General features: G+C 65.8%; 19 protein-coding genes and 1 pseudogene. 10 read left to right on the top strand and 10 right to left on the bottom strand.

The genetic code is table 11. The features are described from left to right. Positions 1–20: 20 nt before the first annotated feature. From LFT44_RS20035 to LFT44_RS20015, 5 genes are all read right to left on the bottom strand, one after another. Positions 21–356 (bottom strand): hypothetical protein, encoded by a 336-nt coding sequence (locus tag LFT44_RS20035; protein WP_236800259.1) that lies wholly within the window; start codon positions 354–356, stop codon positions 21–23. A gap of 175 nt (positions 357–531) precedes the next feature. Further along, the gene (locus LFT44_RS20030; protein ID WP_236800258.1) at positions 532–960 is read right to left on the bottom strand and encodes a universal stress protein; all 429 of its coding nucleotides are present in this window, start codon (positions 958–960) and stop codon (positions 532–534) included. A 44-nt stretch (positions 961–1,004) separates the two neighbouring features. Next, entirely contained in the window at positions 1,005–2,297 is a 1,293-nt protein-coding gene (locus tag LFT44_RS20025; protein ID WP_236800257.1) for an aminotransferase-like domain-containing protein, read from the bottom strand. Positions 2,298–2,385: 88 nt separating this feature from the next. Then, on the bottom strand, positions 2,386–3,030 hold the full coding sequence (locus LFT44_RS20020) for a GerMN domain-containing protein (protein WP_236800256.1): 645 nt from the start codon (positions 3,028–3,030) through the stop codon (positions 2,386–2,388). Between the two features lie 179 nt (positions 3,031–3,209). Next, complete coding sequence (locus LFT44_RS20015) at positions 3,210–3,767, bottom strand: NAD(P)H-dependent oxidoreductase (protein ID WP_236800255.1); 558 nt, start codon at positions 3,765–3,767, stop codon at positions 3,210–3,212. A gap of 122 nt (positions 3,768–3,889) precedes the next feature. On the opposite strand from LFT44_RS20015, the gene LFT44_RS20010 reads away from it, so the two are divergent. The 6 genes from LFT44_RS20010 to LFT44_RS19985 all read left to right on the top strand — a co-directional run bounded on the left by LFT44_RS20010 (position 3,890) and on the right by LFT44_RS19985 (position 11,898). After that, the gene (locus tag LFT44_RS20010; protein WP_236800254.1) at positions 3,890–4,501 is read left to right on the top strand and encodes a TetR/AcrR family transcriptional regulator; all 612 of its coding nucleotides are present in this window, start codon (positions 3,890–3,892) and stop codon (positions 4,499–4,501) included. A gap of 266 nt (positions 4,502–4,767) precedes the next feature. Then, positions 4,768–5,751 (top strand): ABC transporter permease, encoded by a 984-nt coding sequence (locus LFT44_RS20005; RefSeq protein ID WP_236800253.1) that lies wholly within the window; start codon positions 4,768–4,770, stop codon positions 5,749–5,751. 2 nt (positions 5,752–5,753) lie between these two features. Continuing rightward, positions 5,754–6,743, top strand: a complete 990-nt coding sequence (locus LFT44_RS20000) for an ABC transporter permease (protein WP_236800252.1) — start codon at positions 5,754–5,756, stop codon at positions 6,741–6,743. Further along, on the top strand, positions 6,740–8,938 hold the full coding sequence (locus LFT44_RS19995) for an ABC transporter ATP-binding protein (RefSeq protein ID WP_236800251.1): 2,199 nt from the start codon (positions 6,740–6,742) through the stop codon (positions 8,936–8,938). Before LFT44_RS20000 ends, LFT44_RS19995 begins: the two co-directional genes overlap by 4 nt. A gap of 49 nt (positions 8,939–8,987) precedes the next feature. After that, positions 8,988–10,706 (top strand): ABC transporter family substrate-binding protein, encoded by a 1,719-nt coding sequence (locus tag LFT44_RS19990; protein ID WP_236800250.1) that lies wholly within the window; start codon positions 8,988–8,990, stop codon positions 10,704–10,706. Positions 10,707–10,815: 109 nt separating this feature from the next. Further along, entirely contained in the window at positions 10,816–11,898 is a 1,083-nt protein-coding gene (locus LFT44_RS19985) for a Gfo/Idh/MocA family protein (RefSeq protein ID WP_236800249.1), read from the top strand. A 51-nt stretch (positions 11,899–11,949) separates the two neighbouring features. Here LFT44_RS19985 and ald read toward each other — a convergent pair whose 3' ends face one another. Beyond that, a complete protein-coding gene (gene ald / locus LFT44_RS19980) occupies positions 11,950–13,068 on the bottom strand; it encodes an alanine dehydrogenase (RefSeq protein ID WP_236800248.1) in 1,119 nt (372 codons plus the stop codon). Between the two features lie 89 nt (positions 13,069–13,157). Here ald and LFT44_RS19975 point away from each other — a divergent pair. Continuing rightward, positions 13,158–14,523, top strand: a pseudogene (locus LFT44_RS19975) (PucR family transcriptional regulator). On the opposite strand, the gene LFT44_RS19970 reads toward LFT44_RS19975, so the two are convergent. Genes LFT44_RS19970 through ptsP form a run of 3 tightly spaced genes read right to left on the bottom strand, consistent with a single transcriptional unit; the run spans position 14,486 to position 17,476 of the window. Continuing rightward, positions 14,486–15,304: an alpha/beta fold hydrolase gene (locus LFT44_RS19970; protein ID WP_236800247.1), complete on the bottom strand. Its 819-nt coding sequence runs from the start codon at positions 15,302–15,304 to the stop codon at positions 14,486–14,488. The pseudogene LFT44_RS19975 and the gene LFT44_RS19970 overlap by 38 nt on opposite strands. An 11-nt stretch (positions 15,305–15,315) precedes the next feature. Continuing rightward, positions 15,316–15,738: a helix-turn-helix domain-containing protein gene (locus tag LFT44_RS19965; protein WP_236800246.1), complete on the bottom strand. Its 423-nt coding sequence runs from the start codon at positions 15,736–15,738 to the stop codon at positions 15,316–15,318. 52 nt (positions 15,739–15,790) lie between these two features. Continuing rightward, on the bottom strand, positions 15,791–17,476 hold the full coding sequence (gene ptsP / locus LFT44_RS19960) for a phosphoenolpyruvate--protein phosphotransferase (protein WP_236800245.1): 1,686 nt from the start codon (positions 17,474–17,476) through the stop codon (positions 15,791–15,793). Positions 17,477–17,638: 162 nt separating this feature from the next. Here ptsP and LFT44_RS19955 point away from each other — a divergent pair, with 162 nt between their 5' ends. From LFT44_RS19955 to LFT44_RS19945, 3 genes are all read left to right on the top strand, one after another. Then, the gene (locus LFT44_RS19955) at positions 17,639–18,367 is read left to right on the top strand and encodes a TetR/AcrR family transcriptional regulator (RefSeq protein ID WP_159629673.1); all 729 of its coding nucleotides are present in this window, start codon (positions 17,639–17,641) and stop codon (positions 18,365–18,367) included. 90 nt (positions 18,368–18,457) lie between these two features. Further along, the gene (locus LFT44_RS19950) at positions 18,458–20,557 is read left to right on the top strand and encodes a PTS mannitol transporter subunit IICBA (protein ID WP_236800244.1); all 2,100 of its coding nucleotides are present in this window, start codon (positions 18,458–18,460) and stop codon (positions 20,555–20,557) included. Next, entirely contained in the window at positions 20,557–21,720 is a 1,164-nt protein-coding gene (locus LFT44_RS19945) for a mannitol-1-phosphate 5-dehydrogenase (protein WP_236800243.1), read from the top strand. The genes LFT44_RS19950 and LFT44_RS19945 overlap by 1 nt, the downstream gene beginning before the upstream one ends. A 92-nt stretch (positions 21,721–21,812) precedes the next feature. Here the strand turns inward: LFT44_RS19945 and LFT44_RS19940 are convergent, their stop codons facing one another. Then, the gene (locus LFT44_RS19940; protein WP_442863690.1) at positions 21,813–23,012 is read right to left on the bottom strand and encodes an IS30 family transposase; all 1,200 of its coding nucleotides are present in this window, start codon (positions 23,010–23,012) and stop codon (positions 21,813–21,815) included.

Genomic DNA, 23,012 nt, shown 5'->3' with positions numbered 1-23,012 from the left:
GCACGCGCAGCGCCGGGGCTTTAGTACGCGTTGTAGGCAGTCAGGGCGTCAATGACCGCCGGATCGGCAGTGGCTCCCAGGGCGACCGCAGCGCCGGTCATGAGGACGCCCATCAGGGCGGCCATGCCGGCCCAGGCGCTTAGCAGCTTCCAGTCCTCGCGCAGGACACTGCGGACGGTCTGCGGAAGCTGAAGCCCGGGAGTGATGAGGTTGGGCGCGCTGTCCAGGCTGCCGTCGTCCAGCAGCGCAACCACCCTGTCGTTGCCGCGGTCCACCCGCATGGAGCTGATGTGGTTGCCGTGGCGGGCCAGGAGGATATCGTGGCCAACGAGCTGGCGGCGCTGCAGAGTAATCAAGGAGGAGCCCTTCGCTGGGGGTGGAATCGTCAGTGTCCACGCCTTTGGGGGCCCCTACAATTTTATCGTTGCGCCACCAGCTGAAACGGTGATGTGGCGGTGAGAACGGACACCCCCCGCAGCGATGTCCGCCACCACGGGGAGTGTCCGGGGTTACTCCCGGGGGCTGGAGGGCCTAGTCGGCGTCGTAGGTGTTGGCGATGTAGACGTCGCACGGAGCGTTGTGGGCCACGCTGTTGGCCACGCTGCCAAGTACCCGGCCGATGCCGTGCATGCGCCGGTTTCCCACCACGATGATCTGTGCGTCCATTCGGACCGCTTCCTTGATCAAAGCGTCGGCGGGCCGTCCGCGTGCTGCCGAGTACGTCACGGTGATGTCGCGGCCCAGCGATTCCGCCACGGTGCGCGCCACCTGCTCTGCGGCATCCGCATCGGAGACGATCCACCGGTCGCTGCCGCTGCCGAAAACCTCAGTCCGGTCGCTGTCGAAGGCGGATACGACGTGCAGCGAAGCGCCCATGGCTGCTGCCAGGCCCTTGGCCGACTCGGCCGCCTTCTTTGCGGTCTCACTGCCGTCAACCCCTACAACGATGATTCCACCCATATGCATGCTCCTTTGCTCGGTTTACGGCTTTCGTGTGGCTTACGCTACAGCGCGGCGATGGCTTCCTGCAGCACCGGCGCCAGGCGGCGCACTCCTTCGGCGATCGCGTCGGGAGGCACGGCGCTGAAGGCGAGCCTCAGCTTGTTGGACGGCTCGTCCGACGGCGTGAAGGCGGCTCCCGGGATAAACACCACCCCGGCGTCGATCGCCTTGTGCAACAGAGGGTAGGTATCGACGCCTTCGGGCAAAGTCACCCAGACGAAGAAGCCGCCCTGCGGACTGGTCCAGGATGTTCCGGCCGGCATGAATTCCTTGAGGGCGGCCAGCATGGCCCGGCACCTTTCGGCGTAAAGCCCCCGGTAGGTCTCGATCTGCCCCTTCCAGTCGTACCCGCGCAGATAGGCCGAGACCAGCATCTGGTTCAGGGCAGGTGGGCAGAGCGTCACGGACTCCGCGGCAAGGTAATAGCGGCGCTGCAGGTGCTCCGGTACCAGGGCCCAGCCGATGCGGAGGCCGGGAGCGAAGATCTTGGAAAAGGAGCCCAGGTAGATCACGTCGTCCGGGTTGGCGGCCCGGAGGGGAGCCAGGGATTCCCCCTCGAAACGGAGCAGGCCATAGGGGTTGTCCTCCAGCACCAGGATATTGGCACGGCGACATATATCCACCACCTGCTGCCGGCGTTCCTTGGCCAGGGTGATGCCGGAGGGGTTGTTGAAGTTGGGGATGGTGTACAGGAACTTGATGCTCCTCCCGGCCAGCTGCAGGGCTGCGATGCGGGCCTCCAGCAGTTCCGGAACCAAGCCGTACTGGTCCATTTCCACCGTCTCCACCTGGACCTGGTACGCCTCAAAAGTGTTCAACGCGCCCACGTAGGTGGGGTCCTCCACCAGCACCACGTCGCCGGGATTGCAGAAAAGCTTGGTGGCCACGTCCTGTGCGGACTGGGAACCGGCGGTGATCACCACGTTCTCCGGTTTGGCATCGAGGATGCCTTCGGTGGCCATCACCTCGCAGATCTGGGCCCGCAGTTCAGCGGTTCCCTGCCCGGCGCCGTACTGCAGGGCTGTGAGGCCGTCTTCGGCGATGATCTTGGCGGCCGTCGCTGCCAGGCGGTCGAGCGGCAGCGACTGCAGGTAGGGGCTTCCACCGGCCAGGGACACCAGGCCAGGCCGCATGGAGATGTCGAAGACGTCGCGCACGGCCGACTGTCGGATGTTTGCCGCACGCTCGGAGAAGAGTTCCTCATGCCGGTGCGCCGAGGTGGCGGCACGTTCGATGGCGTCAATGGCCTCTGCCGGAAGCGTGCCGGCCGCAGCGTCAAGTGTCTCGTGGCTCACAGAGTCAGGATACAGCCAGCTGTTGCTTCAAAAGCAACAGCTGTTTATCCCTGATTTACCGGCGCGAGGTTCGGCACCGGGGGGCGCGCTACTTCAACTTCAGGTAGTCCGCCAAGGTCTCGCCGTTGATGTAGATGGCGGCTTTGACGGCGCCGACGGCTTCAAGTGCCGTCTGGGTCAGCTGGGCCTCAATGCGGGGAAGGTCGCAGGTCCCGCCCGGGTTGAGGGTTCCTGCCAGGTAGACCGTGACAGTGGTGCCGTCGAAGCTGCCGGACAGGAACCTTAGCCGGGAGCTGCCCAGCGCGTTGTACAGATTTTCCGGCTGCTGTCCACCGCCCAGGATGGCGTTGACAGCTGCCTTAAGCCTGTCGTCTCCCGCGCCGCCGGCCAGGGCAGCGCCAACCAGGCTGTCGTTGCAGCCAAAGCGGACGCCGTGCCTGCCGCCGTCGTCCATCAGCACGAAGTAGGCCCTTACCGGCGGGGCCGTAGCCTCGGTGCCGCTGCCAGGGGCGGGCGAGGCCGCGGGCGCCCCGCGTCCGGATTCAGTGCCGGCAATTGTGGCGGGAAGGAAGGCCAGTGGGGCGGCACTTGGTCCGGTGCTTCCCGCTGGAGCGGGGGATTGCCCCTCCGGGCGGGGGAGCGGGGCGCTGCAAGCGGTGAGCAGCAGGGCCAGGCATCCTGCGGCAGCCATGGCGGCACGCCCACAGCTGTCCCAGCGTCTTTTTCCTGCCATGGGGCCGCAATCCGATCCGGTAGTTCCAGTGGATTAACGCTACGGCCGGTCTTCCCGCCGGGGATGTCCGGACGGTACCGGTTGGGACAAGAGTTGGTCACGGTGCCTGCGCCTGCCCTTAAACGCGGCAGTGTCCGGGACGCACGGGGCGTACCGGACACTGCGGGGTGCGTGACGGGCTAGGCTGCGGGCGCGGATGCGGCCAGGGCGTCGAAGATGCCCTTGATCTGCTCCACTACCTCGGCGTCGTCCTTGGGGTGGACCTCGGCGAAGCGCATCATGGAGCCGGGGACGGCAAGCTTGACGTCTTCCAGGACCTTGGCGCCTGCGATGCCGGCGGCCTTGCGGGCCTCATCCTGGGCCCACACGCCGCCGTACTGGCCAAAAGCGGTGCCGACGACGGCGGTCGGCTTGCCTGCCAGGGCGCCGGCGCCGAAGGGGCGGGACAGCCAGTCGATGGCATTCTTCAGGGTGGCGGGAACGGTGCCGTTGTACTCGGGGGTGACCAGCAGGACGCTGTCAGCCTCTTCGGCTGCAGCACGCAGTGCTGCCGCCGCGGCCGGGACCTGGCCTTCGACGTCGATGTCCTCGTTGTAGAACGGGATGTTGCCCAGGCTTTCGTGGATCACCACGTCCACCTGCTCCGGTGCGTTGAGCTGGATGGCTTCCGCCAGCTTCTGGTTCGTGGATCCGGCGCGGAGGCTGCCGACAAGGGTCAGTACGGTGCTCTTGGTCATGGAAACTCCTGGTTTGGGGGGCGCGGCCGCAGGCCGCCTTCGGTCGAACTTCAGGCTTCGAGCCTTTCAACAGAGTAAACGGACCGCGGTCCGCTTCTATTCCCTCTGGCTACACTGTCTTTGTGAGTTCCATCCCAGTGCGGCCGGAAACGGCTCCGGTCACGGCCGCGGAGCGCAGCGATGCTGCCCGGAACCGGGAGCGCCTCCTGCTGGCTGCCCGCGAACTGATCGAACAGGGCGGAGCGGCGGCGCTCACCATGGACCGCCTGGCCGAGCACGCAGGCGTGGGCAAAGGCACCGTCTTCCGCCGCTTCGGGAGCAGGGCCGGACTGATGCTGACCCTGTTGAATGACTCCGAGGCCGCCTTCCAGGCCCGCTTCCTGTTCGGTCCGCCGCCCATGGGGCCGGGCGCTGCGCCCCTCGAGCGGCTCATTACCTTCGGGACCGAGCGGATTGCCTACGTGGTGGAGTTCGGGGACCTGGTCCTCGCGGCCGGTCATGCCTCCCGGGGACGGTTCGAGGTGCCGGCCGTCGCCCTCTGGAACCAGCACGTGGAAATGCTGCTGCGTGAAGCTGGAGTGCAGTCGCCGGAGCCGTGGTTGATGGCCGGCTCCCTTACCGCAACCCTGGACCCCGAACGGCTCCTGCACCTCATCCGCGACCACGGAGTCACACGTGACCGTCTTGCCGTCTCGTGGCGCGATCTTGTGACACGTGTTGTAACAGCCGCGTAGGTTACGTGCTGGAGGTTCCGCCCGTCCAGTCATACAAACTTCACAGAACTATTCATAACGATCTGATACGGCGCGCCCGATTTCCGTGGATTACCGAGCTTTTTGGGTCGGGGCTTGTGATAGTTTCCTCTGGAATGTGACCCGCGACATAGTCCACCAGGACCGGCCCCAGGGCTGCGGGAAGCCAGCTACCCGCTGGTGCAGGACCCGGTGAGGCGGCACAATCCGTGCTTGTCCGGGGAAGACGGAAGGATCCAGCAGCGCACATGCTCAAGTACCTCGCCAAGCGCGGCATCACCTATGTGGTGATGATCTTCCTCACCACGTCCGCCGGTTATTTCCTGGCTGTCAGTTCACTCAAGCCGGCACTCCTCGAGCAGGAGCGGATCCCCCGGCCAACCCCGGAACAGGTCGCCAACTCCATGCGGTTGAAGGGACTGGACCCGGACCTCAGCCCATGGGAGCGCTACGTTGACTGGCTGACCGGCATCGTCACCCGCTGGGACTGGGGCCGGAGCCCCAACGGTGCCTACATCAACGCCGAGTTCGGGGACCGCGTCTGGATCTCCACCCGGCTCTTCCTGGCGTCGATCATTTTGACCCTGGTCATCGGTGTTGCCTTGGGCGTCTATTCGGCGGCCCGGCAGTACAAGTTCCAGGACCGCGCCATCACGTCCTACAGCTACCTTGCCTACATCGTGCCCGCGCCCATCGCCTACTTCCTTGTGCAGTTGGCCGCCATCAGCATCAACGAATCAGCGGGGAACCGCATCTTCTTTGTCACGGGCATCTCAACTCCAGGTGTCGAGCCCGGCTGGCCCCAGTTCGTTGACCTGCTGGCCCATTATGTTGTGCCCACGGTGGCCATCACCCTGGTGGGCTGGGGCGCCTACCAGATCGCGCAGCGGCAGTACCTGCTGGACAACGTCAACGCCGACTTCGTCAGGACCGCCCGGGCTAAGGGCCTGAGCCGGAACCAGGCCATCGCCCGGCATGCACTGCGCGTCTCCTTCATCCCGGTGGCCCAAAGCATCGCCTTCACCATCCCGGCCATCTTCGCCGGCGGTTTCTTCGCCGAAAAAATCTTCGCCTGGCCCGGCGTCGGTTCCTGGAGCATTGATGCGATTTCGCTGCAGGACGTCAACGCCGCCACGGCCACCCTGGCCTACGGCTCCGTGATCTTCGCCATTGGCGCCATCCTGGCGGACTTCGCCACCACGCTTGTCGACCCGAGAGTGCGGGTGCAGTAGCCATGACCAACCTCAACGCCGTCGACCCGGCAGCCGTGGCGCAGGACGCGCACCTGGACAATGCCGATGTCGTCATCGGCAAAAACACCATCATCTTCCGCCGGTTCCTGCGCAACAAGACGGCCGTTGCGGGGCTGGCCATCTTCCTGGCCCTGACGGTTTTCTCGTTCATCGGCGGGTTCTTCACCCAGTGGGACAAGGAGACCATCGACCCCTTCAGCATCGGGATGCCGCCGTCAGCCGACCACTACCTCGGCACGTCCCAGGCGGGCATCGACCTCTACGCCATGACCGTCGAGGGCACCAGGATTTCCATCCTGATCGGCCTGGTGGTGGGACTTGTCTCGGTCCTGATCGCCGCGGTCTACGGCTGCACCATGGCCTACTTCGGCGGCAAGGTGGACAAGGTCATGCTGTTCGTCCTGGAAGCGCTGATCATGATGCCAGCGCTCCTGGTGGTGGCAGTGGCCACCAGCGGCGGAGGCGCAGGCCTTAAGCGCGAGCTGCCGTCGTGGCTGCTGCTCATCATCGTCCTGCTGGTGTTCAGCTGGATGGGCACCGCACGCCTGATCCGTTCCATGTCCATGTCGCTGATGCAGCGGGACTTCGTCAAGGCGGCCCAGTACATGGGCGTCCCGCCGCGCCGGATCGTCTGGCGGCACCTGGTGCCGAACATCGGCTCGCTGCTGATCCTGGACATCACCCGCGGCGTCACCGCCGCAATCCTTGCCGAGGTGGCCTTCTCCTTCATCGGCATCGGCATCAAGGTCCCGGATGTGAGCCTCGGCGTGTTGATCGGCGCCGCAACCTCGCAGGTGCAGACCTTCCCATGGATGTTCTGGGTTCCGCTCGCCGTCATGTTCCTGCTGACCGGATCCCTGGCCATGATGAACGACGGCCTGCGTGACGCCTTTGACCCCAGCTCCAGTTCCACCGGCAAGGCCAAGAAGGCCAGGGCCCGGAAAATCACGGCGGAAAAGAAGACGGCATGAGCAGCGAAACCACCACCGGAGCCACCCAGCCAGCACGGTCCGACGTCGAGCGCCTGCACGTGGCAGGGCTACATGCCCCGACGGACGCGGTCCTGTCGGTCCGCGACCTCAACGTCCGTTTCAATTCCGAGAACGGCGTGGTCCACGCGGTCCGGGGCGTCGACTTTGACCTGATGCCGGGAAAGACACTCGGGATCGTGGGTGAATCGGGCTCCGGCAAATCCGTCACCTCCCTGGCCATCATGGGACTCCTCCCGCCAACAGCAGAGGTTTCCGGGTCCGTCCGGCTCAAGGGCCGTGAACTGCTGGGACTCAGCGACAAGGACATGTGCCAGTACCGCGGCAACGACCTGGCGATGGTGTTCCAGGACCCGCTGTCCTCCCTCACGCCGGTCTTCACGGTCGGCACCCAGATCATCGAAGCGCTCACCATCCACCACCCCACCATGAGCAACAAAGCCAAGGAGGCGCGCGCCGTCGAACTCCTGGCCATGGTGGGCATTCCCAGCCCCAAGGAACGGCTGAAAGCATTCCCGCACGAGTTCTCCGGCGGCATGCGCCAGCGCGTGATGATCGCCATCGCCATCGCCAACAACCCGCGTGTCCTGATCGCCGACGAGCCCACCACGGCCCTGGACGTCACCATCCAGGCGCAGGTCCTCGAAGTGCTGCACACAGCACAGGAGGAGACCGGAGCCGCCGTCGTCATGATCACGCACGACCTGGGCGTGGTGGCCGGGATGGCGGACGACATCATGGTCATGTATGCGGGCAAGCCCGTGGAGACCGGCGCCGTGGACGATATCTACTACAACCCCCGGATGCCCTACACCCTGGGCCTGCTCGGCGCCGTCCCGCGCGTAGACATGGCTGAGAAGACTTCGCTGGTTCCCATCGCGGGCATGCCGCCGAACCTCCTGCAGCCGCCTAACGGTTGTTCGTTCGCACCCCGCTGCCCGCTGGCCTCCGACGCCTGCCTGGAGGGCGAGCCCGCCCTGGAATCCGTCGACGGCCAGGGACTGCACCGTGCCGCCTGCATCAAGTCCGACGCCCTGGGCGGGGATGTGGACGTCCACGATGTGTTCGCGGCCCCGCCCGTGCCGGTGTCCCGCTTCGACGCAATTCCCCGGGCAGAGCGGACCACCGTGCTGCAACTCAAGGACGTGAAGAAGCACTTTCCGCTGACCAGGGGCGCCCTGATCAAGCGCAGGATCGGCACTGTCAAGGCGGTGGATGGCCTGAGCTTCGATATCCGTGAAGGCGAGTGCTTCTCCATCGTGGGCGAATCGGGGTCTGGAAAGACCACCACGCTGCTGGAGATCATGGAGTTCCACCCGGACCAGGACGGCGAGGTGGTGATTGGCGGCCTGAGCAACAAGCAGGCGGCGGACGCTAAGACCAAGGGCAAGATGCGCCGCGAACTCCAGATGGTGTTCCAGGACCCCACCGGTGCCCTGGATCCGCGGTTCACGGTCTACGAGGTCCTTGCCGAGCCGCTGCAGAACGCGGGCATGGACCGCGCCGCCATCAGGAAACGGATCATGGAGCTGATGAAGCTCGTGGGTCTGCAACCGGACCACGTCAACCGCTTCCCCAACCAGTTCTCCGGCGGCCAGCGGCAGCGGATCGGGATCGCCCGCGCGTTGGCCGTGAACCCCAAGCTGGTGGTCCTGGACGAGCCGGTGTCGGCCCTGGACGTGTCGGTCCAGGCCGGTGTCATCAACCTCCTGGACCACCTGCGCGCCGAACTCGGCCTGAGCTACCTGCTGGTGGCGCACGACCTTTCCGTAGTGCGCCACATCTCCAACCGCGTGGCCGTCATGTACCTCGGCAAGATCGTGGAGATCGGGGCCGTGGACCGGGTGTTCGACAACCCCCGCCACCCCTATACCCGGGCGCTGCTCTCCGCCATCCCCGTGCCGGACCCGCACCTGGAACGAACCCGCGAACGCATCATACTCCAGGGTGACCTGCCCTCGCCGCTGCAGGCACCCAAGGGCTGCAACTTCGCCACCCGTTGTCCTGTCTTCGCGGCGCTGCCGCCGGCCAAGCAGGAAAAGTGCCTCACCCTCGAACCACCACTGGAAGCTGCGGCATCCGCCAGGGACCAGCGGTTCGCCTGCTTCTTCCCGGACGGGGAACTGGATGAGGACATGTTGGTGGTCCATGAACCCGCGGACCACCATGCACCCTGAGACTTCTCGACCCACACGCTCCACCACTCGCACCTATGAAGGGAAAACCATGAGGAAACTGAACAGGATCGGCGGAGCTGCAGCAGTTGCTGCGGCCCTGGCGCTGACGGCCTGCGGCGGCGGTGGCGGTGCCGGCGGCCCCGAAACCGCGAAGGGGCAGGAATCGGGCAGCGACCTGTCCAAACTGATCAGCATCAACGAGAAGCCGGCAGCGGACCTTCAGCAGGGCGGCAAAGTCACCCTGCCGCTGGGTAACATCGGCCCCGACTTCAACGGGTTCTCCAACAACGGCAACAGTGCGGACAACTCGGCGCTCCAGGTGCCCATGAACCCGGTGGGAATGAACAGCGGCGGCATCGGCGGCTGCTGGAAGGTGGACTTCAAGGGCAAGGTCACCCCGAACACGGATTTCTGCGAGTCGGTGGACAGTGAGGTCAAGGACGGCAAGCAAACCATCACCATCAAGGTGAATCCCAAGGCCACCTACAACGACGGCACCCCCATTGACGTCAAGGCCTTCAAAAACACCTGGAACATCCTCAAGAGCCCTGACGCCGGCTACGACATCGTCAGCTCCGGCGCCTACGAGTTCGTTGATTCGGTTGAGGCGGGCAGCAACGACAAGGAAGTCATCGTCAAGACCAGCCGCCCGGTCTTCCCGGTGGATTCGCTCTTCTTCGGTCTCATCCACCCCGCCGTCAATACCCCCGAGATCTTCAACGAGGGCTACAACGGCAACCTGCACCCCGAGTGGATGGCCGGCCCCTTCAAGCTGGACCAGTACGACACCGCCGCCAAGACCGTCACCCTGGTGCCGAACGACAAGTGGTGGGGCCAGAAGCCCGTCCTGTCCAACGTGACCTTCCGCCAGTTGGAAACCAGCGCCCAGATTGCCGCGTTCAAGAACGGCGAGATTGATGCCATGAACGCCAACACCATCTCCCTCTACAAGCAGGTGGATGGCACCAAGGATACCGATATCCGCCGGGGCCAGCGGCTGTTCGCCGGTGGCCTGAACCTGAACGCCCAGCGCATCACCGATGTCAATGTCCGCAAGGCGATCTTCGCCGCCGTGGACCGCGAAGCCCTCCGCAAGGTCCGCTTCAACGGCCTTAACTGGGAAGAGCCGAGCTCCGGCTCCATGATGCTGCTGCCGTTCTCCGAGTACTACCAGGACAACTACCCGGTCAAGGAAACCGGCCCGGACGCCGCCAAGAAGGTCCTCACCGATGCCGGCTACACGGCCAACGCCAACGGCGTCATGGAGAAGGACGGCAAGCCCGCCGCCTTCAAGATCAGCAACTTCGGTGACGACCCCACCACCCTGGCTGTGGCCCAGACCCTGCAGAAGCAGCTCCAGGCCGGCGGTATGGACGTGGGGATTGACCAGCGCGCCTCCGCCGACTTCGGAAAGGTGCTGGGCAGCCGCGAATTCGACTTGAGCATCTCCGGCTACACGGTTGGTGCTGACGCCACGGATGCGGTCAAGCAGTACTACGACTCCAAGGTCAACGAGAACAAGCTGGGCGACGCCGAGCTGGACAAGAAGATCGCCGACCTCGCCTCCATCGAGGACAACGCCGCCCGCAACAAGGCAGCGATGGACGTGGAGAAGGAGCACATGGCCAAGTACTACTCCATGGGCGTGGTCTTCAACGGCCCGCAGATCTCCTTCGTGCGCAAGGGCCTGGCCAACTACGGACCGTCCCTGTTCCAGAGCCTTTCCCAGGTTCCGGACTGGACCACCCTCGGCTGGGAAAAGAAGTAACCACCACTTCGGCGGCCTTAGCCACCTGACGTAGAAGCCGGCATCCCTGGGCACTAGGGGTGCCGGCTTTCTTCTTTGTGCCTTCGGCAGCGGCGGTAGCGTAGTTTCCATGACCGGTACCGAAGGCGAACCCCGCACCATCCGCACCGCCGTCGTCGGCTATGGACTCGCCGGCAGCGTGTTTCACGCGCCGCTGTTGGCCACCAACGCCAGCTACTCGCTTGACGTCATCGCAACATCCGACGCCGGGCGGCAGGCGGCTGCCTCATCCCGGCTCCCGGGGGTGAAGGTGGTGCGCGACGGGGCCGCCGTCCTCGAGCGGGCAGCGGACCTTGACCTTGTGGTGCTGGCGACGCCGCCACTGACCCATCACCCCCTGGCCAAGGCTGCGCTGGAGGCGGGCCTGGACGTGGTGGTGGACAAGCCGTTCGCCGTCACCAGCGGGCAGGGACAGGAACTGGTTGACCTGGCCCGGCAGCGGGGCCGCGTCCTGACGGTGTTCCACAACCGCAGGTGGGACGGCGACTTCCTCACCCTGCAAAAGCTGCTGGCCGCCCAGGCCCTGGGTACGGTGACCAGGTTCGAGTCGCGGTTTGAGCGCTGGTCGCCCACCATCGCCAAAGCCTGGAAAGCAAGGGCCACCGCAGCCGACGGGGGAGGAACGCTCTTCGATCTCGGCAGCCACCTGATCGACCAGGCGCTGCAGTTCTTTGGTCCGGCCACCGTGCTGCATGCTGAGCTGACGGCGCGGCGTTCCGACGAACGGGCGGAGGACGACGTCTTCCTGGCCCTGCAGCATAATTCCGGAGTGGTCAGCCACCTGACAATGAACATGCTGTGCGCGCAGCAGGGGCCGCGCTTCCGGGTGCTGGGGTCGATTGGCGGCTTCACCAAGCATGGGGTGGACCCGCAGGAACCGTACATCGCCGCCGGCGGGAGCCCCCTGGACGCGGAGTACGGCGTCGAGGCACCCGAGTGGGCCGGACTCCTGGGCCGCGACGGCCACCTGGACCGGCTTCCCACCGAGCGCGGAAACTACCCGGAGTTCTACCGCCTGCTGGCGAACAAGATCCTCGACGGCGGAGCAGAGTCTCCCCTGCCCCTCCCGGTGAACCCAGAGGACGCCGTTGAGGTCCTAAAGATTATCGAGAGTGCCCGCGAACTGGTTAAAAGCCAATCGATTGCTCCGTAGGTGTCGTTTTGAGGGTTCAAAAGGACAAGTACGGAGCAATCGATGGAGGGACTAGGCCGAAACGAGCTCGTGCCAGTCGGCGACGAGGGGCAGGCCGTGGGCCTCGGACACGGAGTGGTGTGCCACGTGGCCGGCGGCGATGTTGAGGCCGGCGGCGAGGGCCGGATCGCGGTCGAAGGCGGCCTTGACGCCAAGGTTGGCCAGTGCCACGGCGTACCGCAGGGTGACGTTGGTCAGCGCGTAGGTGGAGGTGTTGGGCACGGCGCCGGGCATGTTGGCCACGCAGTAGAAGATGGTCTCGTGCACTTTGTACGTCGGTTCCTGGTGCGTGGTGGGGTGCGTGTCCTCGAAGCAGCCACCCTGGTCCACGGCGATGTCCACCAGGACCGAACCGGGCTTCATGCGGGCCACGAGGTCGTTGGTGACGAGCTTGGGGGCCTTGGCGCCGGGAATCAGGACTGAACCGATCACCAGGTCCGCATCCACCACGGACTTTTCGATTTCGTACTTGTTGGAGGCCACGGTCTTCAGCCGGCCCTGGTACTGGGCGTCCAGTTCACGGAGGCGGTTGATGTTGATGTCCAGGATGGTGACGTCGGCGCCGAGGCCCAGGGCCATGGCTGCGGCATTGGTGCCGGCCACGCCGGCGCCCAGGACAACCACCTTGGCGGGGCGGACGCCGGGCACGCCGCCGAGCAGGACGCCCTTGCCGCCGGCCGGAGCCATCAGTGAGGTGGCACCCACCTGGACGGAGAGGCGGCCGGCAACCTCGGACATCGGGGCCAGCAGCGGGAGGGTCCGGCCCTCCTGGACGGTTTCGTAGGCGATGGCGGTGACGCCGGAGTTGATGAGCTCCTTGGTCAGCTCCGGTTCGGCGGCCAGGTGCAGGTACGTGAAGAGGATCAGGCCCTTGCGGAAGCGGTGGTACTCGGACTTGATGGGTTCCTTGACCTTCATCACCATGTCCGCGCGGGCCCAAACGTCATCGGCTTCGTTGACGATCTCGGCGCCGGCAATTGAATATTCCTCGTCGGTGATGCCCGAGCCCAGGCCCGCCCCACGCTCCACCAGGACGGTGTGTCCGTGGGTGAGGAACTCGTGGACGCCGGCGGCGGTGATGGCCACCCGGAATTCGTTGTTCTTGATCTCTTTGGGGACGCCGATGATCATCGTCTGCTCCAGTTTTTGGGGCCGGTGGGCCGGGAAATGCGGAAGGATTTTGGTGTTTCAACGATAAATCCCGCTGTGAGCCAGCCGACATGACGGGTGGGTGGCGCAGACTTCAAAACCGCGGATTTCTGCGGTTTTTCGCCGCTTCAGCTCGACATCTGTCGAGTCCTGAAGCGTCAGGTGTCGCCTCCTGTCCGTTCGTCCCGGGCGCTTTGAAGGCAGTACTGTTGGCCCATGCAGCAGCAGGGTGTGGAACAGCTGGTCGAACAGGTGGCGCAGAAGCTGGGCCGCGGCCTGTCCCTAGAGGACCTGGACGGCCTGCTGCTTGCCTACAGCTCCAACCAGTCCCACGCCGACCGGGTGCGGGTGAACTTCCTCCTGAGCAAGAAGGTACCTGCGGACGTGAGCGCGTGGCAGCTGTCGCATGGGATCGCCACCGCCGTGCGCCCCGTCGTGGTCCCGGCCAACCCGGACCTGGGCATGCTGGGCCGGGTCTGCGTCCCGCTGATGGTCCGGGGTTTCCGGGTGGGGTACCTCTGGGTGCAGCAGGACTCGGCGGAGGAAAGCCCGACGGCGATCCTCACCCAGCTGCCGGCCGTCAACCATGAGCTGGAGCTGCTTTCCGGCCTCCTGCTCGACTCCAATACTGCCGAATCCGAATTCCGGCGGAGTCGGGAGCGTGAGTTCCTGCTGGCCTGTTCCGGAGAACCCAACGCGGTGGCGGCGGTGGCGGGATGGAAGGAAGTCCAGGGCCGGGGGCCGTGGCAGATGGTCACGGTACTTGATGCCGACGGGTGGGCCAGCGGCCCGGACCCCATCGCGTCCACACTGATCCACCGCTCCACGGCGCTGCAGGCAACGGTGGGCATGGATGCCGCCCTCTTCAGTGCCGGCACGGAGACCCATTCGGTGGTGCTGTTCCGGGAATCGACCGGCCGCGCCAACCATGCGCAGGTCCTGGTCCACTACCAGCTGGAGCTGGCAAAGCGCTCTGGCCGTCCGGTCCACCGGATCATCCTGGGCATCAGCGAGGGCTTCGCCAAGACCAGGCAGCTCGCCGAGGCATACCGGCAGTCCCGCGTGGCGGCCCAGGCCGCGGCGGTGGATCCGCAGCTGGGCGAGCTGGTGGATTGCAGGTCCACCGGCGTGTACCAGCTCCTGGCTTCGGCCGGGGGAGGAGTGGGGGCCTGGGCGGACTCCGGATCGGTGTACTTCCGAATGCTTGAGGACCACGACCGCAACGGCGAGCTCATCCCCGTGCTGGAACTGCTCTATGACAACGACGGATCGGTCCAGGACGTGGCCGGCAAGCTCCACCTGCACCGGAGCAGCATCTACAACCGGCTGGGCCGGATCCGCCAACTGCTGGGCGTGGACCCCCTGAAGGGGCTTCCCCGCCTGGAACTGCACGCCGCGCTCAAGATGCGCCGGTGGGCCGCGCGGCCCAGGATTTGATGGCGTCGGCCACCAGCCGGGGGCGCAGGTGCTGGACCACGTGCCCCGCTCGCGCTATCTCGACGAAACTGCCCTGCTGCACCACGCGAGAGAGCCGGAGCGACCAATCGCCGCCTGCCACCTGGTCGTGGCTGCCCCGCAGGACCAGGACCGGCACGTTGATCCCCGCGAGCCGCAGCTCGGTTGGATAGGACATCATCACGGGCAACTCAGTCAAGTACCAGCGCGGGCCGCAGCGGAAGTAGTCCGAAACGACGAGCCAGTTGGAGGAGGCGCTCTCGCGGAGGAGCGCATCAAGGAACAGGGCCAAGCCCTGCCGCCGCAGGCTGCGGTGCCGCGAGTCCACCACCGGGCCCATCAGCACCACCCGTTGCGCCTGGCCTGGCGCGTAGAGGGCGGCCTCGATGGCGAACTGCACGCCCATCGAATGCCCCACCAGGATGTACGAGCTGATGCCGCTGGCCTTCAGCACCTGCGCGATGAAGGCGCCATAGTCCGCCACGGACAGCTGCCTGCCGGGCTTGGGTGTTGCGGCGAATCCCGGAAGGTCCAGCGAATAGGTGGGCGCGACGGCGGCAAGTTGGCCATGCAGGCGCCGCAGGTAGCGGTGCGAAACACCGATGCCGTGGATGAGGATATAGGCCGGTGCTGCCGCACCGGCCGCAGCCTCCAGTCCCGGTGCAGGAGTTCCGTCTGACCAGAGGATGCGCCCCTGAAAGCCGTTCGCTTCCACGTCGGCTGACTGCAGCGCAATGTCTTTCCGGGCCCGCGGCCAAGCCATCCGCGTCCGCACTACTCGCCCGCGCCGGCGTTGTCCCCGGCGTTCTTTTCCTGCTTGCGCTTCTGTTCCGCAAGCTTCTGCTTTTCGAGCCAAGCCATGATGTCGGCCGTCCGGATGCGGCGGTGCGAGCCGCGGTACTCCACCGGGATCTCGCCGCGGTCAGTCATGTTGCGCAGGTAGGTGTGCGAGATCCCCGCCAGTTCGGCTGCCTGCGAGGTGGTCAACATGTCCTCCACGCTGCTCACGGTCACCGTCTCGCCACGGCCCAGCCTGGCGAGGAGGTCCACGACGGCGTCCCGCGCCTGTCCGGGCAGGCGGTGGACAGTGCCGTCAACGAACACGGTGATGTCATTGCTGTCCTCAAGGGCGCGCGCAAGGCTGCGCGCATCGCCGGCGGGCAGGCCGGCCGTGACGCGGGGGGCTATCAGTGCCATGCATGTAGCCTATCCCGGCCGCAGCCGGTGTACCGGAGGCGGGCGGGGGGCGTCAGAGCCCCAGCTCCTCCAGGACCGGCAGCTTCTCCCGGACCCATGCCCGTGCCTCGGTGGCGCTCGGTGCGGACAGGGCCAGCTTGGCCAGTTCCTGCGCCTCGGACAGGGTGACCGTCTTCAGGACCGCTGCCACTGCGGCCAGCGAGCGGGCGGTCATGGACAGGGTGCTGACGCCAAGGCCGGTAAGGACGACGGCGAGGGCGGGATCGGCGGCAGCCTCACCACAGACGCCCACGGGCTTGTTGTGGCCTTCCGCGCGGGAGCCTTCGACGGTCAGCCCAACGAGGCGCAGGACCGCGGGCTGCCACGGGGTGTTCAGGTTGGCCAGCGGGCCGAGCTGGCGGTCGGCGGCCATGGCGTACTGCGTGAGGTCGTTGGTTCCCAAGCTCGCGAAGCCGACTTCGCGGAGGATGGATTCGGCGGTGAGGGCCGCGGACGGAACCTCCACCATCACGCCCGGGGTCTTGATGCCGGCGTCAGCGCACATGGAGGCGAAGCGGGCGGCTTCTTCCGCCGTGGAGATCATGGGTGCCATGACCCAGACGTCGGCCTGGGACTGCTGCTCGGCCAGGGCGATGGCTTCCAGCTGCCGGTCAAGGACACCGGGGGTGGTGAAATCAGTGCGGTAGCCGCGGACACCCAGGGCCGGGTTGGGTTCGGTGGAATCGGTCAGGAAGGGCAGCGGCTTGTCGGCGCCGGCATCCAGCGTCCGCAGGACCACCTTCTTGCCGGGGAAGGCGTCGAAGACGCTCTTGTAGGCTGCGGCCTGTTCCTCGACGCTGGGTTCGGTGTCCCGTTCCAGGAAGCAGAACTCGGTGCGGAAGAGCCCCACGCCCTGGGCTCCCAGCTTTGCGGCCGCCTCGGCGTCCTTGCCGCCGCCCACGTTGGCCAGCAGCGGCACTTCGTGGCCGTCCGCCGTCGCGCCCGTGCCGGTGAATTCCGCGAGCAGTGATGCCGTGGCAGCCCAGGCTTCCGCCGTTGCGCGCAGGGAATCGTCCGGCTCGACGGTGATGAGGCCGGCAGCGCCGTCCACGTAGACCTCGGTGCCGTCGGGCAGTTCGTCAACACCGACGGCGGCCACCACGGCGGGCAGGCCGAGGGAGCGGGCGATGATGGCGGTGTGGGACTGGGGGCCGCCGCCGGCGGTGACGAGGGCCAGGACCTTGTTGGGGTCCAGGGTTGCGGTGTCCGCGGGGGCCAGGTCTTCTGCCACCAGGACGAAGGGGGCGTTGGAGGCGGGGATGCCGGGTGCGGCTACGCCCCGCAGCTCGGCGACGATCCGGGCGCGCACATCGAGGACATCGGTGGCGCGTTCGGCCATGTAACCGCCCAGGTTGTGCAGCATTTCGGACACCGAGGAGCCGGATTCCCAGATGGCGCGTTCGGCAGAAACACCCCGGGCCACCAGCTTGGCCGCGCCCTTGATCAGCATGGTGTCCTTGGCCATCAGGGCAGTTGCTTCCAGGACGGCCTTGCCGTCGCCGGTGGCGTGGGCGGCACGGTCCTTCAGTTCGTCGTGCACGGCCTGGGCTGCAGCCTTCAACGCTGCGGTGGCTTCTTCGGCAGTGGTGTCAGGGGCCAGCTGTTCACCGGCGGGAGGCTCGCTGATCGGCTTGGGCATCTGCCGGATCGTGCCGATGACGCGGCCTGGGCTGACGCCTACTCCTGGGAAGTTCTGCACTGAAGGTCCTCATTCTCTGCCGGTAGACAGGCCCGCCAAGTGCTCCGGCGCCATGCCGGGTCCGGCCGGAGGACTGCTACGTCCAGGGGCAGGAAACGTGCCTGAAAAAATTGTATGTGATTCAGTTCATATAGCAACGCTATAGGTGCTAGGGTAGCGGTTATGAGTTTGGATGGCCAGCTTCCCCCCAAAATGCGGCTGCTTCGTGCTGCCGCGGAACTGTTGGCCAATTCCGCGGGAGCACCGGTCTCCACCCGCCAGATCACCCAGCTGGCGGGGGTTTCGGCTCCCACGCTGTACCACCACTTCGGTGACAAGGAAGGTTTGTTCGACGCCGTCGTCGCCGCAGGGTTTGAAGAATATGTCGCGGGCGAAAGGGATTTCGCCCCCTCCGGACAGCCGCTTGAGGACATCCGGAGAATGTGGGACAACCACGTCCAGTTCGGCCTCAACCAGCCGGAGCTGTACCTGGTGATGTTCGGCAATATCCGCCCGGAAAGCCGGCCGGCCATTGTGGCCGATGCCGAAGCGTTGATGGAGGAGATGCTGAACAAGGCAGCGGCGGCGGGCCAGCTGAATGTCCAGCCAAGGGAGGCGGCCAGGTCCATCCTGGCGGCCAACGTGGGTGTGACGCTGATGCTGATTGCGGAGCCCGCCACCGAACGCAACCTCGAATTGTCCACCATGACCCGGGACGCCATGATCTTCGCGGTGTCCGCCGAGCCTGCCAGCGGCCCGGCCCCGGGCGGCACCGGGAAGTCCTCGGTGGTGGTGGCAGCGATCGCCCTGAACGCCGCACTTCAGGCTTCGCACTCTGACCAGCTTTCCAGCTCGGAACTCAAGCTCTTCCTCGAATGGCTCCACCGGATCTCCACCAGCCCGGCAGGTTAGCCACACAACCCGGTAATACCCAGCAGTACATCGTCGTAATCATCGAAACCAATCCTGCGGAGCAGCAGGAAATGACGGTTAGGAAATCACATGGCAACAGAGACAGTTGCAAAACCCCGCACCAGCGCGCGCGTGCACGTCCAAAAGTTCGGGACATTCCTGTCCGGCATGATCATGCCCAATATCGGGGCGTTCATCGCCTGGGGCATCATCACCGCCCTCTTCATCGAGAAGGGGTGGCTGCCGGTTCCGCAACTGGGTGGTTTCGGTGAGACTGGCGGGAAGCCGAACATCGGCCTGGTAGGCCCCATGATCACCTACCTGCTGCCGCTGCTCATCGGCTACACCGGCGGCAAGATGGTCTACGACGTCCGCGGCGGCGTGGTGGGAGCAATCGGCACCATGGGCGTGATCGTCGGCGCAGGCATCCCGATGTTCATCGGCGCCATGATCATGGGCCCCCTTGGCGGCTGGACCATGAAGAAGATCGACTCGATCTGGGACGGCAAGATCCGCCCCGGCTTCGAGATGCTGGTCAACAACTTCTCCGCCGGCATCTGGGGCGCCCTGTTGGCGTTGCTGGGGTTCTACGGCATATCGCCTTTGGTCACCGCCTTCAGCACCGCCGCGGGCAATTTCGTGCAGTTCCTGGTACAGAACGGCCTCCTGCCGCTGACCAGCATCTTCATCGAGCCGGCCAAGGTCCTGTTCCTCAACAACGCCATCAACCACGGGGTGCTCACCCCGCTGGGCGTGCAGCAGTCCCTTGAGCAGGGCAAGTCGATCCTCTTCCTGCTGGAAGCCAACCCCGGCCCCGGCCTGGGCCTCCTGCTTGCGTACACATTCTTCGGCCGCGGTGCCGCCAAGGCATCGGCTCCCGGCGCAGCCATCATCCAGTTCCTCGGCGGCATCCACGAGATCTACTTCCCATACGTCCTGATGCGCCCGCTGCTGATCCTGGGTACCATCGCCGGCGGCATGACCGGCATCGCCACCCTTGCCGTTACCAACTCCGGCCTGGTGGCGCCGGCCGCCCCTGGCTCCATTTTCGCCGTGCTGGCACAGACCTCCCGCGACAGCTACTTCGGCGTGATCCTCTCCGTGGTCCTGGCGGCCGCAGTTTCCTTCCTGGTCTCTTCGGTCATCCTGAAGACCACCAAGCACAGCGACGAAGCGGACCTGGGCGATGCCACCGCCCGCATGGAGGAGATGAAGGGCAAGAAGAGTTCCGTGTCCTCCCACCTGACCGGTGCCGGAACGGCTGCGGGCGCAGCGGCGGGCCGCGGCGGAGTGGGCGTGCTGGCCGGTCCTGTGCGGAACATTGTGTTCGCGTGCGACGCCGGCATGGGCTCCAGTGCCATGGGCGCTTCGGTGCTGCGGAACAAGATCAAGGCGGCCGGCTTCCCGGACGTCAAGGTCACCAACGCCTCCATCGCCAACCTCAGCGACACCTACGACGTGGTGGTCACCCACCAGGACCTGACCGAACGCGCCAAGCCTGTCACCTCCAGCGCCATGCACTACTCGGTGGACAACTTCATGAACAGCCCCCGCTACGACGAGATCGTTAACCTGGTCCGCGAGAGCAACACTGAAGGTACTGCGGCAACCGAAGGGCCGGACGCGGGAGCAGGTACACCCGGCGGCGCCTCCGCCTCCGGGCCGGCAGTGGCAGCGGCGGCCGACGCCGGCACCACCCACGGTGCCCACGCCGCCGACGCCCCGGCCGACGCAGCCCCTGCCCCCGCCGCCGGCTCGCCGGAGATCCTGGCCCGCGAGAGCGTGGTGCTGACCGGTTCGGCCACCACCCGCGACGCCGCCATCGACGAAGCCGGCCGGTTGCTGCTGGCCCGCGGCGCCGTGGACGAGGGCTACATCGCTGCCATGCACGAACGCGAGGAATCGGTGTCCACCTACATGGGCAGCTTCCTGGCCATCCCGCACGGCACCAACGCCGCCAAGGACCACATCCGCAAGTCGGCCGTGTCCGTCATCCGCTACCCGGAAGGCATCGACTGGAACGGCAAGCAGGTGAAGTTCGTGGTGGGCGTTGCCGGCATCAACAACGAGCACCTGCACATCCTGTCCTCCATCGCCAAGGTCTTCACCAACAAGGAGCAGGTGGCCCGCCTGGAAGCCGCCACCTCCGTGGATGAAGTCCTGGACCTCTTCGGAAAGGTCAACGCATAGTGAAGGCAGTACATTTTGGTGCCGGCAACATCGGCCGGGGGTTCGTGGGCCTGCTCCTGCACGATGCCGGGTACGAAGTGGTGTTCGCGGACGTGGCCGAGGAGCTGATCAACCGGCTCAAGGAGGCGGACAGCTACGCGGTGCACGAGGTGGGGGAGAACCCTGCCGTGCGCACCGTGGACAACTTCCGTGCCCTGAACTCCAATGCCCAGGAAGCGGAACTGGTCCAGGAAATTTCGACGGCGGACATCGTCACCACTGCGGTGGGTCCGCACATCCTGAAGTTCGTGGCGCCCGTGATCGCCAAGGGCATCGTTGCGCGGGAGCCGGACCTGGCACCCCTGCAGGTGATGGCCTGCGAGAACGCGATCAACGCCACGGACATCCTGGCCAAGGAGGTGGCATCCCAGCCCGGGGTTACCGCTGCGGTGCTGGACGGCAAGGCAGTTTTCGCCAACACCGCCGTGGACCGGATCGTGCCCAACCAGGAGGCCGGACAGGGCCTGGACGTCACCGTGGAGACCTTTTACGAGTGGGTCATCGACCGCACGGCCTTCGGTGATTCCGCCCCCGTGATCCCCGGTGCCACGTTCGTGGACGACCTTTCGCCCTACATCGAGCGCAAGCTGTTCACGGTCAACACCGGGCACGCCTCGGCGGCCTACTTCGGGTTCGAAGCCGGACTGGAGAAGATCTCCGACGCCATGGCGGACCAGGACGTGGCCGAGGACGTGCGGGCGGTGCTGGAGGAGACCAAGCAGCTGCTGGTGGCCAAGCACGGGTTCAGCAACGACGAGCAGGAAGCTTATGTCCAGAAAATCCTGGTCAGGTTCTCCAACCCGTACCTGCCGGACACCGTCAACCGCGTGGGCCGCGCTCCGCTGCGGAAGCTGAGCCGGCACGAGCGGTTCATCGGCCCGGCCGCGGAACTTGCCGAACGCGGCGTGGTGCCCGAGGCCCTGCTGGGCGCGATCGCCGCCGCGCTGCGGTTCAACGATCCCGCCGATGCCGAGGCCACCGAGCTGGCCGGCATCCTGGGATCGGCCAGCCCCGCAGAGGCCACGGCAAGGATCACCGGCCTGGAGCCGGAGCATCCGCTGTTCAATGCCGTCGCTGTCCTGGTAGAGGAGCGGCAGGCGGAGATGGCCCGCACCCCCGCCTGACCCGGTCACCCGGGACTTACCGACCCACTGCGGAAACCACGACGCCGGCACTTACCCGGCGGTTTCTAGGGGTCGTTGCAACACTGCTGGTGTTATGTGGTCATTAGTAGATCACGCAGACGCTCGGCTGGGGTGTCCCAGCCGAGCGTTTTGCGTGGTCGGCTGTTGAGTTCTTGGGCGACGTGTTCGAGGTCTTCGGGGCCATAGATGGATAGGTCCGTGCCTTTTTCGAAGTATTGGCGCAGCAAGCCATTGGTGTTTTCGTTGGAGCCGCGTTGCCAGGGGCTGGCGGGGTCGCAGAAGTAGACCTGCATGTCCGTGGCCATGGTGAAGGATTTGTGGGCTGCCATTTCCGCGCCCTGGTCCCAGGTCAGGGAGCCTCGGAGGTGTTCGGGGAGTGTCTTCATCGTGGCGATGAGGCCATCACGGACGGTTTCGGCGGTGTGGTCTCCGGGCAGATGGACGAGCATGACGTATCTGGTGGTGCGTTCAACGAGGGTGGCGATGGCGGACTGGTTGCTTGCCCCGGTGATCAGGTCTCCTTCCCAGTGTCCTGGAACGGCGCGGTCTTCAACTTCGGGTGGGCGTTCGGAGATCATCACCATAGGGTCAGCGAAGCGGGGCTGCCGCTGCTGGGGGTCCTTGTGAGGCTTACGGCGCGTCCGGCCGGTGCGCAGAGCTGCCTGGACTTCACGTTTGAGTCCTCCGCGGGCCTGGAAGTAGAGGGCCTGATAGATCGTTTCTGGGCTCACGCGCATCTCCGGGTCGTTGGGAAACTTCCTGATCAGCTTGTTGCTGATCTGTTCCGGTGACCAGCGCCGAAGCAGCTTCTTCTTCACATACTTTCGTAACCGGTGGTGAGTGACCAGCTTGCTGTCCTTGGGCCGGGGCCGCCGGGCGGTCGCGGCACGTTGGGCTGCATAGGCGTAATACTTCCCATCGTTGACACTGTTCCTGGCCAGTTCCCGGCTGATGGTCGAGGCGGACCGGCCCAGCTCCCTGGCGATCTTCCGGACCGGTGTGCCGGCAGCGCGGAGGTCAGCAATCCGTTCCCGGTCCTGCAAAGTCAGGAATCTGGCATCCAGTGGTTTCTCCAAGGCCGCAAGTGCGGGAAACGCGCCAGAATCGGTGATCGCTTCGTCGGTGGTCAGTGTCATCACACCACTGGTGTAATCGACCCGGCGGCCATCACGGTAGATTCGCCCGTTCCGTGTCCTTCTGACCCCGTTGTCCCATTCCTGGGCCGTGCACCGGTTAATGCCCAGTTCTTTGGCAGCCTCCCGGCGTGTCAT

It is taken from the genome of Arthrobacter sp. FW306-05-C (assembly GCF_021801725.1).
Taxonomy (GTDB): Bacteria; Actinomycetota; Actinomycetes; order Actinomycetales; family Micrococcaceae; genus Arthrobacter.
Note: the sequence above shows the minus strand (reverse complement) of the source record. Positions and strands in the feature narration are given on the sequence as shown.